This window comes from Terrabacter sp. AAH1 (genome assembly GCF_054456855.1).
In genome coordinates this window covers 349,456-364,828 of the sequence record NZ_JBTJJV010000003.1, presented here as the reverse complement: position 1 = coordinate 364,828, position 15,373 = coordinate 349,456, and the positions used below count along the sequence as shown (strand labels likewise).

The following is a 15,373-nucleotide window of genomic DNA, read 5'->3' as shown; positions in this document are numbered from 1 at the left end:
TCGGTGCTGCTGGACGTCAGCAGGTCGCGCCGGGTGTGGCGCAGGTCGGGCCCTTGCTGGTGGGGAGGGGCGCACCGAGTGGGCGGAGGTCGGCCTGTGGTGTGCCCTCGACGCGCATGACGAACCAGAGACCGGCGTTGACCTGGTTGAGCATCAGGCCGTCACGCACGAGGTAGTCGCCAGGGGTGTGGCTGGGGCCGCCGGCGCCGCCGAGGAGGTCGAAGGTCCAGCCGGTCTCCGGCAGCAGCATCCCGGCGGCACTGCGGATCGTGCTCTGCGGGTCCTTCGCCTGGTAGTGCCAGCCGTGACCCGACACGACGACGGTGTGGGCGCGCCCACGGTCGGCGCCCTGCAGCACGCGCAGCCAGACGGGGTCGCCCGGGTAGGCCCGGAACACCCCGGTGGCCGGGTCGCCGTGCAGCGCCGAGCTCATGGCGTATGCCGGGTCGCCGCCCTGCGCCAGCCGGGGGGCCAGCCGTTCGGTGCGGTAGTTGATGCCACGGTTGCCGCGTTCGTACGGGTCGAGGTCGAGGGCCGTGTGGCCCGGCGGCAGCGCCGGCGGCACGATCGCCCCCGACCGGTCGCGCAGGGTGAGCCCGTCCTGCCACATGGCCACGAACTCCCTTGCGGCATATGAGGTCCTGTTCTCCGTCCACCGCACCTCGGCCTGCAGTCCCGTCGCGGGCGCGCCCGTAGCCGGGTCGAGCCACGTCGCGCCTGCCGGCTCGATGAGGAGGGCGCCGAAGAGGCCGTGGTGCCGGTTGCCGACCCGGTCGCCGAAGTCGACGAGCGGGATCGAGGCCGTCCCGATGTCGGTCGGCACCACCCAGGTCATCGTCGTGCTCTCACCCGGCCCGACCGTCGAGTCGTAGTTGTAGCCGACCGCGGCGCCGTCTCCCTGGATGATCGGGGTGTCGACGAGCCCTGCGTGCAGCGAGACCCGGCTCCCCCGCGGGAACACCTCGGCAGCAGGCGGGGGCACGTCGCCACCGTGCTGCGGGGGACCGGTGGCCGGCAGGTGGTTGGTCAGCCGCACGGTGATGCAGTCCCCCGACGTGGCCCGGAGCACCAGGGGTGTCGGCGCCCGTGTCCCTGCGCGCACGGCGGCCTCGTCGGCGGCGAGCGTGTAGAGCAGGCCGTCCGGGTCGTTGTCGCCGGTCGTGCCGTTGTAGACGATGGGGTGGTCCAGGGCGACCACGTCGAAAGACCTCACGACCGCGCCCTTGGGGCACGCCGCCGCAGCAGGCGCTTTCAGAAGCGACGCACCGGGCTGCACTGCGGTCCAAGGGTTTCCGATGGTGGGGGCCGGCCGGTCCGGCAGCGGGGTGAGGTCGGGGAGCAGCTTGTCGGCGGTGCGGAAGATCCCCCACATCCCCAGCCACTGGTCGTCCAGCGCGGTCGAGCCGTAGAGGTAGTCGCCCGGCCGGCCCGCTCCCCCGCTCACGAGCGACGGGCCGCCGTTGTCGCTGCCGACGCGTGCGTCCTCGAGCTTCTCCTTGGGCGTCTTCTTCCCCTTCTTGGGCCGGCTCGAGCCGGACCCCGAGACCAGCTCGAAGTTGAAGTACTCGGCGAGGGCGGCGCCCTGGATGTCGGTCATCGTGCTCAGCGGGTTGTCCGGCTCGTTGAGCCACCGGTGACCGTGCAGGGTGAAGCTGTGCACCTCCTCGTGCGCACCCGTCACCTGCCGGATCACGACGGGGTCGCCCGTGTAGGCGCGCAGGACGGGCGTCGACGGGTCGCCGTGGACCACCGACGAGTACACGTACGCCGGGTCGCCCGCGGGACCTGCCGCCCCCGGGGTGATGCGGGTCGCCAGGGGCGCGTTGCGGTAGTTGATCGCGTAGCCGCCCTGGTCCGCCCCGTAGTCGTCGACCCGAGGCGGGGGCGCGATGGCGTTGCCGTAGCCGCCGTCCTTCCACATGGGCACGCGGTCGGAGTAGAAGAGCGTGAACTCCCGGAAGCTGGGGCCGAGCGAGGACCGGATGTCGGCCATCGGCCCGGTTCCGTCGGTCGGCTGCCCCGTCGCCGGGTCGCTCCACGTCGCGTCGACGGGCTCGACGTTCATCGCCGAGAAGAGGCCCTTCTGCTGGTGCAGGTTGGCGTACTGGTGGTCGTGGAAGAAGACCGTGCGGAGCGGCTGGTCGACGAACCACCGGTAGCCGTAGGTCTGCCCGGGCATCGCGGCCTGCACGTAGTTCCAGCCGACCGACGTGCCGTCGGAGCCGAGCTCGTCGAACCTGACGAGGTGCACGTGCGCCGAGACCTCGCTCGTCGTCGTCTCGCTCTGGTAGACGCCGTCGTTGCGGTTCAGGTGGTCGACGGGCACCGAGGGGTCCTCGTCGAGGTTGAGGTCGTTCGTCAGGTAGAGCTGGACGCAGTCACCCTGCCGCGAGCGGATCGTGTACGGCTGCGGCGGTTCTCGCCCGGCGAGCACGTCCTTCTGGTGCGACTCCTCGATGTAGATGCGCCCCTGCCGGTCGGTCCAGCCGGCCGAGTTGTAGGTGATGGGCAGGTCGGTGGCGTGCGGGCGGTACACCCGTATCGGCGCGTCGGTGGGGCACGGGTCGATGGCACCGGCGCCCGGCTTGTCCTTGGCGAGCGCCGGCAGGTTGGCCGCCTCCAGCGCGGTCGGCTCGCGCACCGTGTCCCCGGGTCGACGGATCGCCGAGAACGGGTCGCGCACGACGGCATACGGGATCCGGTAGGCGCGCTGGCCCACGGCACCCCTGACGAAGAGCGGGAAGCCCGGGTGTGCCGCGTCCGCAGCCGGGGTCCTGCCGAGGCGGTCGGGCAGCTCCTGCAGCGCCTCCAGGCGGGTGCCGTCCGGATAGCGCTGGGTGCCGTCGCGCAGCCGGTCGAAGATGCGCTCGTGGCCCCAGAAGCCCTGCGCGAAGTGCGGGTACAGGTGGCAGTGGAAGATCGAGTCGCCGATGGCGCCCTGCAACCCTCCGGCGCCACCCTCGATGTCGAACTCGTACGCCTCCCCCGGGCCGATGCTCTGGACGTCCTTGCGCGGTGACGTCGGGTTGCGGGGGTCGGCGAACCACCGCTGCGTGTGCTGGTGCCAGGGGTGGGTCTCCTTGGCACCGGGGTGCACGAGGTGGAAGTGGATGGGGTCGCCCCGGTAGGCCTTGGCGATCATGACGTCGGTGTCGGTCACGAGCGCGCCGCTCGCGTCACGGTGAACCAGCTTGCCCTCGTCGCCGAAGACCCACGACTGCAGGTGCGACTCCTCGCTCATGCACTTCGCGCCCGGGTCGGCCACGACCTTCGCCAGCTCCGGCACCCAGCCGTCGCAGAAGTGGTCGCCCGGCGCGTACGTCGTGCCGTTGGGAAGGGTGATCGAGCTCGCGACGCCCTTCGGGTTCTCGACGGTCTTCGTGCCGCGGTGCTCGAGGACGGCGCGGAGACGGTTGCGCAGCGGCTCGGACCGGTAGTTGATGCCGAACGTCGAGTCGGCCAGGCCTGAGTCGGGCGCCGTCGGGTTGTTGTGCGTGCTGTCCTTCACGCCCTCGATCTCGTCCATGATGATCGCGGCGAAGCTGCGGAAGCTCGTGCCGCCGGGGACGTGCACGTCGGCGTTGACGTGGGTCTCGAGCGCGCGGCCGGTCCCCGGGTCGAGCATGTCCCTGCCGGTCACCTGGTTGTGCCAGCTCGACCCGGCCGGGTGCACGATGAGGGCGCCGAAGAGCCCGTGCTGCACGGTGTTCCCGTCGTTGCCGGTGCTGTCGATGTTCGCGACGTCGACGAGCGGCGCCTGACCCTCGTGGTCGGCGTACCACGTGTAGGTCCGCTCCTCGCCGCGTCCGACGGTCGTGTCCGGGTTGCGACCGATGCGCGCGCCGTCCGACGTCGCGGGGTCGAACTGGACGAGCCCGTCCGGGTGGATGCCGACGCGGGCCGGGGGCACGGCCGGCGCCCCGTGCGTGCCTGCCGCGCCCGCGTCCCCGGGCTTGGGGACGGTCGGCTCGGGCTCGGGCGGGAAGGCCGTGGGCAGGTCGTTGTGCAGGACGACCTTGATGCAGTCACCGACGGCGGCACGGATGACGACGGGCTCGGCGAGCTGCGGGTTGGCGCGCAGCTGGGCCTCACCGACCCGAGCATCCGGGCCGCGCAGCGCGTAGAGCATCCCCTCAGGCAGGTGGTCGCCCCACCCATTGAGCGGGATGTCCAGCGCCATCGCGCCGATGTCGTAGGTGATCGTGCGCGCACCCGTGGGACAGATGGCCGTCCCACCCGCCAGTGGAGCCGCGGCCGACGTGCGCGTCTGCGCTGTCGCGGCCAGCGCGGGTGAGGTCGTGGCGAGGACCGCTGGGATGCACACGAGGGCGACGACGGCCGCGGTCACGGGGCCGCGCGGCCGTGCCGGACGTCGTCGCGCCGCGGAACGACCGTCGAGCACGAGGGTCGCGGCGGCGGACACGACCAGCGCGACGGGGACGAGGCTCGACGCGGTCCTGACCGCGTCGGCGACAGAGCCAGGGGCCTCGGACCCCCACAGCGCCTGGGCGAACGGGTGGTTGAGCAGGTACGCGACGACGACCGCCAGCGTCATCGCGGTCGAACGCTGCACCCACCGACCGACCACCGCGCGGTCTCCCGCGGCGGCGAGCAGCCGCTCGGCGACCTGGAGACCCAGCGCTCCGAGCAGCGCGGCCACCGCCAGGAATGTGGACGCCTCGCCGAGCGGGGTGGGGGTGGCGTCCCGACCGACGCCCGTCAGCCAGCCCGTCATGACCAGCCCGACGAGCAGGCTCGTCACCAGCCGCGCGCCCGGGGCCCGGGACGTCCCCGGCGTCTCGCGGGTCATCGGGACACCGCCACGGTCAGGACGCGGTCGTCGGGCCCGTCGGGCACGACGACGCGGACCGTCGGGGACGACAGGTCGGCGAAGTGGAGCCGCTCCTCGGCGGTCGCGTGCGGTCGCAGCAGGAGATCCCCCTGGAGGCCCTGCGTCGGCCTGGCCGCGGACCCGTCGGAGCGCTCGAGGTGCACTCTGGAGAAGGGCACTGTTACGGGGGCGTCGGTCTCGTTGCCAAGCCGGAGCACGACCTGGAGCTCGTCGCCGTGGTCGCCGCTCTCGGCCATCGGCATCATCATCTGGCTCGCGGGCGGCATCGGCAGCGCCACCACCTGCGCGGTGACGGGGCCGAAGGACAGTCGCGCAGAGCTTCCGGAGTCGGGGCTCGGCATGAGCTGCCCGACCAGCAGCACGCCGGCCACGGCGAGTGGCATCGGCAGCAACGCGGCCCAGCCGAAGCGCAGCCGGTCGCGAACGATGGCGTCCCTCCGCACCGTCCCCCTCCTGACCCCCCAGTCGTCTGAGCCGATGGTAGATCGCGGGAGTCAGGACGTGAGGTGGAACCCGATATCTCGGATTAGCCTGTGCCGCAATCGATTCGCGTTCTGCGGGCTTCGATCCGGTTCGTCCGGAATCGCCCGCCGAGCGCAGCGGCCGATCCAGCGGCTCCCCGGACGGCCGTCCGGTCAGGAGATGGGAACGGCCTGCGAGAGCGACGTGGCGATAGGGTCGCCGGTCTGCACCGTGAGCTGCAGCGTCCACGTCCCACGGGTCGGGACGGAGCCCCGCAACGAGGTCTCACCGGTGGTCGACCCACCGTTCCGGCTGGTCGGCTCGAGCGGAAGTCGCGGGCCACCGGGTGCGGAACCGGTCATCGTGGCGCGCATCGACACGACGGGCAGCACACCGCCATCGGGACGACGGACCCGCACCTCGACGAGAACGTCGCCGGCGCGTGGGTCGGGCACCTCGACGTCGATGCGCATCGACGAGGCCGCCAGGGTCGCATGGAAGGGTGCGACGTAGTCCTGACGGGCAGGGACGATCACGACGAGCGCGGACGTCAGGCCCAGGACGGCGAGACCCACCGCCAGCTCCCCCACGACTCCCCGGCGCAGCCGCCGGACCGCGCTCTCGTCGACGTCCTCGACCTGGGCGCTGCTCGCGACGGGGTCCAGGCCGGCGCCCCCGACCCCGGACCGCGCCGTCCCCGTCACAGCGGCGGGGTGCGCGTGGCGGCGCACCCAGCGCCGCCCGAGGTTGCCGAGGGCCACCAGCGCGACCACGCCGACGAGCTTGACGAGGAGCGTCCGCCCGTAGTCCGTGCCGGTCAGGGCGGGCAAGGTGGCGACCTCGCGCCACGCGAGGAAGGTGCCGGTGCCGACCAGGAGACAGACGCAGCCGAACGCCAGCCGCGAGAAGTGCGGCAGGACGACCGCGAGATCCGCGGCGCGACCCGAGGCCGTCAGGCACACTGCGACCAGGGTGAGCCCCCCGAGCCACAGACACATGGCCAGCAGGTGGGCGATCGTGGCCGAGACGGCCAAGGGCATGAGGTCGCCGATGGCCGCGTGGCCGGCCAGGGCCCACGTGGCGAGCAGGCCGACGCTCAGCACGGCGGAAGCGGCCACCAGCGGAGACGAGGTGCGGTGGCGACGATCTGCCGTCCCCGTGGAGACGAGGGCCGATGCCAGCACCGCGGCAAACCCGACGACGAGGTAGAAACGCACACCCATGAGCAGGTCGAAGCGGCGGGAGTGTGAGTCGAGGGCAGTCGGCGACGACCAGACCGAGCTCAGGGACGTGCCGCTGGCCCAGACCCCCTGCAGCAGGCGGCCGCCCAGCGTGCTCACCAGCAGCAGTGCCAGGCCCGCCCACAGCAGCTTGCGGGTGCGACGGTCACGGACGCCGGCCGGCCAGAGCGCGAGCACGGCGAGCAGGAGCCCCGGCGCCAGCGCGAGCCCGACGAAGCCCAGGTCGCGCGAGATGCCCAGGAGCACACCGGCCGCATCGTTCACCCGGTCCGGGAGCTCGGCGGTCACCGTGCTCGGTGCTCCCACCGAGAAGCGGAAGGTCCCCGACACCGGGTGGGTGTCGGCGGAGCTGACGCTCCAGCTCACCGTGTAGGTCCCGGGTGCGAGGGCCGCCGGCAGCGAAACCGCCAGGGCGGTGCCGTCCCTCCCCGCGGCGCTCACAGCCCCCACCGACAGCCTCCGGAGGTGGTCGTCGAAGACCGCGATCGAGCTGGAGGACCGGTCGACGGGCTCGCCGAAGGTCAGCGTCACCGCCGCCGGTGACGTGGCGCGAACATCTCCGGAGCTCGGGTCGCTGTGCACCAGCTGGGCGTGCGCGGCGGCTCGACCGGCCGCTCCGACCACGACGAGCAGCAGGAGCAGCAGCGTCGCCGCTGCGCGTCCCGCCCTCGATCTGGCCCCCACCTTCGACCTGCCCTTCGCGTCGCCGGGCTCTGGACCGACGCTCCGAGGCGACACGACGAGATTCGCACGACGTGGTGCGACCCTGCGGGCGATCCCGTCAGATCGGGGTCGCGCCTCCGTCAGACCCGGGGGCCGGGCCGGGCCGGGTCGATGTCGCTGTCGCTGTTGCGCATGGGTTTCGTGACCTACGCCTTCTCGTGAACTCCGTCGGTGGCGGCCGCCCACTGGGAGGTCTCGCGCACGGCCTCGGCGACGACGTCGACGAGGTTGCCGGTCCTTACCAGCATCGCCCGCTGCCGCATCGCACCGTTCCCCTCCTCGCGCAGCCGGGCGAGCCCGTCCTGGACGACCCCGAGGTCGCCCGCCTCCTCGAGGGCCGGCCCCACGAACTCGACGAGAGCGTCGACGACCTGCCAGGCGGGGCGCGGCTGCCCCGAGCGCCAGTCCACGAGGTTGCCCTCGATCCCCTCGCGCCCGGCCTGCCAGGTCGCCAGGCGCAGCAACGCCGTCGGGATGTCGGGCGCGGGGCACCCGGCCGCCCACTCCCGCGCCGTCGTCTCCACGAGGCCACGGCACAGGGCCGCGACGACCACGGCTTCCTCGACCGTGAAGCACACGTCGGCGGCCCGGATCTCGACCGTCGGGTAGTGGGCGGCGAGACGCGCGTCGAAGTAGACCATCCCCTCGTCGAGGATCACCGACGTGAGGACCATCTCGCGCACCCTGCGGCGGTACGCCTGAGGCGAGCCGAACACGTCTGGCGGTCCCCAGGACGGCCAGCGGGACAGCACCTGGGAGCGGTAGCTCGCGTACCCCGAGTCCTCCCCACGCCAGAACGGGGAGTTGGCGCTGAGGGCGAGGATCACCGGCATCCACACGCGCACCCGGTCGATGACCCCCACTCCCTCGTCGTCACCGTCGACGCAGACGTGCACGTGGCAGCCGCAGATGAGGTGCTCGCGGGCGTTGAGCTGGTAGCGGTCCTCCAACCACGCGTACCGGGGTGACCGGGCGGGAAGAGGGGTGACGGGCAGGGGCGACGTGCCCAGTGCCGCGACGCTCGAGCCGGTCTCGCGCGCTGCCGTGACCGCCGCGCCGCGCCACGTCCGCAGCTCGTCCCGCAAGCTCGCGAGGTCCGCTGCCGGCGCCGTGTGCGTCTCGATCTGCTGCTGCTGGAACTCACCCTCCAGCGCGCCGTGGACGCCGACCCCGGCGACCTCGGGCGGGTGGTGCGCGGCGCGCACGAGCAGCTGCCCCGAGACCGACCGCGCCCTGCCGTTGCGCACGTCGACCAGGAGCATCTCCTCCTCGACCCCGAGGGTGCGCACCATGACCGTCCCTTACCCACGCGACCAGGCACCCGAGCGGAACCGGAGTCCCTCGCGTGCGTCGCGCCGTATACCGGGAATGATCCGCGGCCGACCGCGTTGTCACAAGATGTCGCCCTGAAGCCCAGTGAAGCCAGCAGGAGGAGCATGTCGACCTCGTCCACTGTCGGGTTCCGCTCGGACCGCGGCCCCGTGCTCATCGCCCTCATGCTGTCGACGTCGCTCATCGCGCTCGACTCGACGATCCTCGCCACCGCCGTCCCCTCGATCGTCGACGACCTCGGCGGGCTGGGACAGTTCCCCTGGCTGTTCTCCGTCTACCTGCTCGCGCAGGCGGTGTCGGTGCCGGTCTACTCGAAGCTCGCCGACACCATCGGGCGCAAGCCGGTCATCCTCTTCGGGGTGGCCCTCTTCCTCGTCGGGTCGGTCATGTGCGGCATCGCCTGGGACATGACCTCGCTCATCGTCATGCGGGCGGTCCAGGGGCTCGGCGCCGGCGCGGTGCTTCCGGTGACGGTCACCATCGCCGGCGACATCTACACGGTGGCCGAGCGGGCCAAGGCCCAGGGCTACCTCGCGAGCGTCTGGGCGACCTCCTCGGTCGTCGGCCCGACCCTCGGCGGCGTCTTCTCCCAGTTCGTCTCGTGGCGCTGGATCTTCTTCGTCAACATCCCGCTCTGCCTGCTCGCCGCGGCGATGCTGTGGCGCAGCTACTCGGAGTCGCTCGAACGACGCGAGCACCGCATCGACTACGCCGGCGCGGCCGTGCTGACGGTGGCGCTGACCCTGCTCATCCTCGCCGTCCTCGAAGGCGGCCAGGCGTGGGCCTGGGGCTCGTGGCAGAGCATCACGTCGTTCGCGGTGGGTGCGGCGCTGCTCGCGATCTTCGTCGCCATCGAGCGCCGGGCCGCCGAGCCGGTGATCCCCTTCGAGATCTTCTCGCGGCGGCTCATCGTCGCCACCAGCCTCGTCTCGATCGGCATCGGCGCCGTGCTCGTCGGGCTGACGTCGTACGTGCCCACCTTCCTCGAGCGCACCACCGGAGCCACCCCGATCGTCGCCGGCCTCGCCGTCGCCGCGCTCACGGTCGGCTGGCCGATCTCGGCCTCGCAGTCGGGCCGGCTCTACCTGCGCATCGGCTTCCGGCCCACTGCGCTCATCGGCCTCTCGCTCGCCGCCCTCGGCTCGCTCGGGCTGTGGCTGGCGTCGGCGACCCCCGACGCGTGGACGGCCGCAGCGGCGAGCTTCGTCGTCGGGCTGGGGCTCGGTTTCGTGGCGACCCCGACCCTCGTCGCGGCCCAGGCCTCGGTGCCCTGGCACGAGCGGGCCGTCGTCACCGGGACCAACATGTTCATGCGGTCGGTGGGCAGCGCCGTCGGCGTCGCGATCTTCGGCGCCATCGCCAACGCGGTCATCGCGACGCGGGGTGGCGACGCGTCGGCCACGGCCATCCAGGACGGGTCGCGCGCGGTCTTCCTCGCGGTGCTGGTCGCCGCTGCGGTCAGCATCGTCGCGGGTCTGCTCATGCCCGCGACACGGGCCGAGGACGTCGAGCAGACCGCCGCCGAACCCGACGTGCCCGAGACCGAGCCCTCCCCCGCCTGAGCGTCCGTCGCCGTATGCCGCACCGACGGACCGCCACGAACGCGCCGTCGACGCTCAGCCCGGCGGCATACGCCCTCTCGTGGCGGTCCGTGTGAGCGGTCGCCCGGCTCGGCTCAGGAGGCTCCCTTGACGAGGCGCATCACGGCGCGCTCGAGGGCGTCGCGGTCGCGCACGCGGACGAGCTCGCCGAGCTCGAGGCGGGCGCGGTCGGCCTTGGTGAGCCGCGACAGGCTCGGGGCGATGGTGCGGCCCACCGCGAACTCGTCGAGCACGCGCGGGTCGACGTACGAGCGGCGCGCCACGGCAGGGGTGTTACCGAGGTGCTCGGAGACGACCTTCATGGCGTCCTTCTCGGCGCGCTTGAGGTCCCGCTCGCTCTCCGCGGGACCGTTGCGAGCCAAGGCGACGGCCGCCGTCACGGTCGCGGCCCACGTGCGGAGGTCCTTGACGGTGTACTCGTCGCCGACGAGCTCCTTGAACGCGACGTTGAGGTCGCTCGAGCTGAGCTCGTGCCACCCCGTCGAGTTGCGGTGCACGAGCAGCCGCTCGCCCTGGTAGCCGCTCCGCTTGAGCGACAGGACGATCCGCGCCAGCAGCTGGTCGGTCATCACGGCCTCACGGGTGACGCCCGACTTGGCGGGGAACTCGAAGGTGACGTCCTCACCGCTCACGGTCACGTGCGAGCGCAGCAGCGTGGCGACGCCGTGCGAGCCGTGCTCGGCCTCGTACTCGTCGCCACCGCTGCGGAACAGGCCCGCGTCGAGCATCCGCAGCCCCGCCGCGGTGACGCGCCGCTTCGTCAGGCCGCTGGTGCGCAGGTCGGCGGCGACCTGCTTGCGCGCCGCCGGCAGCTTGCGCGCGAGCGTGAGCACGCGGTCGTGCTTCTCGCGGTCGCGGGCCTCGTGCCACTTCTCGTGGTAGAGGTACTGCCGCCGCCCGGCGTCGTCGGTGCCGACCGCCTGGATGTGCCCGTTGGGGTAGGGGCTGATCCAGACGTCCTGCCAGGCAGGCGGGATCACGAGAGCCTTGGCGCGCTCTCGCGTGTCGAGGTCGACCGCGCGCCCGTCCGGGTCGACGTAGCCGAAGCCCTTGCCGCGCCGCACGCGCCGGACACCCGGCTTGTCGATGTCGCTCCGTCGCAGTCGCACACGGGGGTACTACCCGCTGGCCACTGCGACGCAATCAGCCGGCGGGGGGCTACTCCGGCTTCACCCCGGCCACCTCCGACGTCGCGTCGGTGGTCTCGCGCGAGGAGACTGCCCGGTCAGGGCCGTCCGGAGTGGAGACGGGCACGATGTCGGGCACGTCGATCTCCGGGAGGCCGGGAGGTTGCGGCGGGTCGGGAGTGACCGGCGGGAAGACCGATCCGTCGCTCTGCAGGTGGGATTCGTGAGGGGTCACGTCGTTGTTACCTATCGCCCCGAGTAGCGGTTGTGTCTGGCTCTTTCGACCATACCCGCGCCCTCCCGGACCGAACCCCTTGTTGTCCGACGCGAATCAGACTGCGCGCGAGACGCTCTGAGAGACAAGGCGGTCACGCACGGACACAGAGGGGAACGAACATGCACGAAACACCCGGGCCCGGCGAGACCGGCGAGACCGGCGACGGCAGCGGGCCGGACGAGCCGCGACGGGGCTGGGTGCCCGACGACACGACGCCCCACACGTACGCGGTGCCGTCCGGCGGCTCGCTGGCGCCGGAGGCTCCACTTCCGCCCGTCTACGGCCACCCGATGCCGTCCCTGAGCCGCCGGAAGAGGCCGCACGGCGACGCCGGTCGCGACGGTCCGTGGCGGCGGCTGCGGAGCGCGCTCGGCCGTGTCCTCCCCGCGTTCGATGCATCCGACGACCACAGGTGACCGCCGGACACATCGAACCGACCGTAGGTGACGGCAGGGCCAGCGGGGCTCAGCGGTCGAGCACGCCGACCCGCCCCTGCTCTCCGGACGCCCAGCACGCCCCGTCGCTGGTGCACTCGACCGAGTCGAAGCTGCCAGTGTCGAACGTCGCCCACGTGCGGCCGCCGTCGGTCGAGACGTCCGAGCCAGACGGCCCGACGGCGAGAACGGTCCTCGACGTGCGGGGCACCCACGCCGACCCGGACCGGTAGCCGGCCGGGTTCACGGTCGACGCGGTCCACGTGGCGCCGCCGTCGTCGGTCCAGGCAGCGTTGTCGACCGCACCGGTCGGGGCCGCGAAGTCACCACCGACGACGACGCCGCGACGCGCGTCGCGGAAGGTGACCGAGAAGATGCCGGCCGACTCCCCGCCCGCCACCGGGCTGTCCGCCACCGTCCACGTGCGGCCGTGGTCGGTCGACGTGAAGACCCGCGCCGGGTCGACGCCGCCACTCGCCAGGTAGGCGCGTCCGCCGACGCCCGTCGTGAGGCACGTGCCCGACGCGGCGAAGGCGAACTCGCCGTCCTTCGCGGCAGGCATCCCCGCGGGGTCGACGGGCGACCAGGACCGCCCACCGTCGGAGGTCTCGACGAGCCGGAACTTCCCACCCACGGGGTCGCTCATCGCGAGGCCGCGGCGCGGCGAGCTGAACGCCAGACAGTCGTAGAACGCGGACGGGTCGGCATTGCGGAACGTCTCCGTCCAGCTCGCGCCGCCGTCGTCGGTGACGAGGATGCGCGAGTCCCCGCCGCTGCCGATCGAGAGGATCACCGCGTGCCGGGCGTCGAACGCCTCGATGTCACGGAACTGGAGGGTGGCGGTGCCCAGCCCGTGCGGGCTGACGTTGCTCCACGAGGCGCCGCCGTCGGTCGTGCGCAGGACGGTGCCGCCGCTGCCACTGACCCAGGCGACGTCCCGCGAGACGGGCGCGAGGCCGCGGAACCGCTCGGTCGAGCCGGTGGGCGTGAGCGTCCAGCCGTATGCCGTCGCGTGCGCCCCGCTGGGACGGTCGGTGCCGCCGCGGGGCGACGAGCCGGCATACGTGCTCGAGGAGGTGACGAGGGCGGCGGTGGCCGCGACGACCAGGACAGGGACGAGGACGGATCGGGTGCGAGCTCTCATACCCCGCGAAACTAGCGCTGCGGGGCCGATCCGGCGCGTCCAGAGCTGCGCGGCCGGGGGCAGGGCCTCAGCGGCCGGTGCCTCCGTAGACGATGGCCTCGTCGGCGGAGTCGAGCCCGAACGCCGTGTGGACGGCGCGGACGGCGTCGTCGAGCTGCTCGGCCCGCGTCACCGCCGAGACACGGATCTCGGAGGTCGAGATCATCTCGATGTTGATGCCGGCCTCGGCGAGGGCCCCGAAGAACTTCGCCGAGACGCCGGGGTGGCTCTTCATTCCGGCTCCGACCAGGGCGATCTTGCCGATCTTGTCGTCGAGGCGGAGGTCCTGGTACTCGACCTCGTGCTTGATCGACTGGAGCACCTGCATGCCGCGGGCGCCGTCGGCCTGCGGCAGCGTGAAGGAGATGTCGGTCTTGGCGGTCTCGGCGGCCGACACGTTCTGCACGATCATGTCGATGTTGATGCCGGCCTCGGCGATGGCGCCGAAGATCTTCGCGGCGATGCCGACGCGGTCGGGCACCCCGACGATGGTGATCTTGGCCTCGCTGCGGTCGTGGGCGATGCCGGCGATGATCGGAGCTTCCACAGCACCTTCTCCTTCGTAGGGGTTGTCCTTGATCCAGGTGCCGGGCTTCTGCGACCACGACGAGCGCACGTGGATCGGGATGCCGTAGCGGCGGGCGTACTCGACGCAGCGCAGGTGCAGGATCTTGCTGCCGTTGGCGGCGAGGTCGAGCATCTCCTCCATCGACAGCACGTCGAGCTTGCGCGCGCTCGGCAGCACGCGCGGGTCGGCGGTGAAGACGCCGTCGACGTCGGTGTAGATCTCGCAGACGTCGGCCTCGAGCGCCGCGGCGAGCGCGACGGCCGTCGTGTCGGAACCACCGCGGCCGAGGGTCGTGATGTCCTTCGTCGTCTGGCTGACGCCCTGGAAGCCGGCGACGATGGCGATGTGGCCGGCGTCGAGGGCGCTCTGGATGCGGCCCGGCGTGACGTCGATGATGCGGGCCGCGCCGTGCGCGTCGTCGGTGATGACGCCGGCCTGGCTGCCCGTGAAGGAGCGGGCCTCGGCGCCGAGCTGGGCGATCGCCATCGCGACGAGGGCCATCGAGATGCGCTCGCCCGAGGTGAGCAGCATGTCGAGCTCACGAGCCGGCGGCGCGGGCGTCACCTGCTCGGCGAGGTCCATCAGCTCGTCGGTCGTGTCGCCCATGGCGGAGACGACGACGCACACCGAGTGGCCGGCGCGCTGCGTCTCGACGATGCGCCGGGCCACGCGCTTGATGGCCTCGGCGTCGGACACGGACGACCCGCCGTACTTCTGGACGACGATGCTCACGGTGGCTCCGGATCTGCTCGGGGTTCGGGACGGTCGGGTGTGACCGCTCGGGCTGCGGTGCCCCCGAGTCTAGGCTCGCCCTCATGGGCCCCACTGGGGCGTCGCGATGGTGAGATGTGCGCCGATTCGTCCCCGGCGCCGCACGTTCTTGCGCGGGCTACGGGTGCAGCGCGTCGAACTCCGCCTCGCCGACGGCCTCCTCGTCGGCGTCGAGCCGCAGGTGGCTGAGGATCGACAGCAGCGCGCGCAGCGCCATGAGCGCGCGGTCGCCCCAGTCGGAGAGGTAGCTGAACTGCCACCACCAGAGCGCCTCGGTCTTGTCGCCCGCGGCGTAGTGCTTGAGGCCGTGGGTCAGGGCGACCGCGACGTCGACGAGGTCGTTGGTGATCGAGCCGTCGGCCCGGTCGGACGAGGTGATCGGGTCGATGACGTAGACGTAGTCGTCGATGCCCGCGAAGACGTTCGCGAGGCCTGCGCGCAGCGGGTCGGCGTCGTCGTCGGCGGCGTCGGGCTCGAAGCGCTGCACCGGCACGACGTCCTGGATCGCGCCGAGCCGCGCGCCGGCGACGAGCACCTGCGAGAGCGCGAGCGTGAGGATCGGCAGGGCGGTGTCGGGCGCGCTGCCCGACGCCACCTCCGTCACCGACGTGAGGAAGGCGCTCGCCTCCGCCGCGGTCAGGTCGGCGAGTCCCGACAGGTCGTCGACCTCGCTTGCATGCTCGTCGAGCTCGGTCGCGTGGTCGCCGGGCCCCTGCTCGTCAGTCATGGGTCCCAGCATGCCGTATGCCGTCGGGCCGGGTCGCCGGGGACGTGGCCTCTCGACCCGGCCGGACGGCATACG

11 protein-coding genes are annotated in these 15,373 nt (G+C 72.4%); 2 read left to right on the top strand and 9 right to left on the bottom strand.

All coding sequences use genetic code 11. The features are described 5' to 3' along the window. Positions 1 to 16: 16 nt before the first annotated feature. The 4 genes from ACXR8F_RS07760 to ACXR8F_RS07745 form a co-directional block, all read right to left on the bottom strand. Positions 17 to 4,810: a hypothetical protein gene (locus ACXR8F_RS07760; protein ID WP_458799479.1), complete on the bottom strand. Its 4,794-nt coding sequence runs from the start codon at positions 4,808 to 4,810 to the stop codon at positions 17 to 19. Further along, positions 4,807 to 5,295, bottom strand: a complete 489-nt coding sequence (locus tag ACXR8F_RS07755) for a hypothetical protein (RefSeq protein ID WP_458799477.1) — start codon at positions 5,293 to 5,295, stop codon at positions 4,807 to 4,809. The genes ACXR8F_RS07760 and ACXR8F_RS07755 overlap by 4 nt, the downstream gene beginning before the upstream one ends. Positions 5,296 to 5,487: 192 nt before the next feature. Continuing rightward, entirely contained in the window at positions 5,488 to 7,293 is a 1,806-nt protein-coding gene (locus ACXR8F_RS07750; protein ID WP_458799475.1) for a copper resistance CopC/CopD family protein, read from the bottom strand. Between the two features lie 131 nt (positions 7,294 to 7,424). Next, positions 7,425 to 8,570 (bottom strand): carboxylate-amine ligase, encoded by a 1,146-nt coding sequence (locus ACXR8F_RS07745; protein ID WP_458799473.1) that lies wholly within the window; start codon positions 8,568 to 8,570, stop codon positions 7,425 to 7,427. Between the two features lie 144 nt (positions 8,571 to 8,714). On the opposite strand from ACXR8F_RS07745, the gene ACXR8F_RS07740 reads away from it, so the two are divergent. Further along, positions 8,715 to 10,172, top strand: coding sequence for an MDR family MFS transporter (locus tag ACXR8F_RS07740; RefSeq protein ID WP_458799471.1), 1,458 nt, complete (start codon positions 8,715 to 8,717; stop codon positions 10,170 to 10,172). Positions 10,173 to 10,285: 113 nt separating this feature from the next. Here the strand turns inward: ACXR8F_RS07740 and ACXR8F_RS07735 are convergent, their stop codons facing one another. Next, the gene (locus ACXR8F_RS07735) at positions 10,286 to 11,320 is read right to left on the bottom strand and encodes a DNA topoisomerase IB (RefSeq protein WP_458799469.1); all 1,035 of its coding nucleotides are present in this window, start codon (positions 11,318 to 11,320) and stop codon (positions 10,286 to 10,288) included. 49 nt (positions 11,321 to 11,369) lie between these two features. Further along, a complete protein-coding gene (locus ACXR8F_RS07730; RefSeq protein ID WP_045190721.1) occupies positions 11,370 to 11,573 on the bottom strand; it encodes a hypothetical protein in 204 nt (67 codons plus the stop codon). Positions 11,574 to 11,734: 161 nt separating this feature from the next. On the opposite strand from ACXR8F_RS07730, the gene ACXR8F_RS07725 reads away from it, so the two are divergent. Next, the gene (locus tag ACXR8F_RS07725) at positions 11,735 to 12,031 is read left to right on the top strand and encodes a hypothetical protein (RefSeq protein ID WP_458799467.1); all 297 of its coding nucleotides are present in this window, start codon (positions 11,735 to 11,737) and stop codon (positions 12,029 to 12,031) included. 49 nt (positions 12,032 to 12,080) lie between these two features. On the opposite strand, the gene ACXR8F_RS07720 is transcribed toward ACXR8F_RS07725, so the two are convergent. The 3 genes from ACXR8F_RS07720 to ACXR8F_RS07710 form a co-directional block, all read right to left on the bottom strand. Beyond that, positions 12,081 to 13,193, bottom strand: coding sequence for a WD40/YVTN/BNR-like repeat-containing protein (locus ACXR8F_RS07720; protein WP_458799465.1), 1,113 nt, complete (start codon positions 13,191 to 13,193; stop codon positions 12,081 to 12,083). Between the two features lie 67 nt (positions 13,194 to 13,260). Next, the gene (locus ACXR8F_RS07715; RefSeq protein ID WP_045190723.1) at positions 13,261 to 14,532 is read right to left on the bottom strand and encodes an aspartate kinase; all 1,272 of its coding nucleotides are present in this window, start codon (positions 14,530 to 14,532) and stop codon (positions 13,261 to 13,263) included. A 157-nt stretch (positions 14,533 to 14,689) separates the two neighbouring features. Further along, complete coding sequence (locus tag ACXR8F_RS07710) at positions 14,690 to 15,298, bottom strand: DUF5063 domain-containing protein (protein WP_045190798.1); 609 nt, start codon at positions 15,296 to 15,298, stop codon at positions 14,690 to 14,692. Positions 15,299 to 15,373 lie beyond the last annotated feature (75 nt).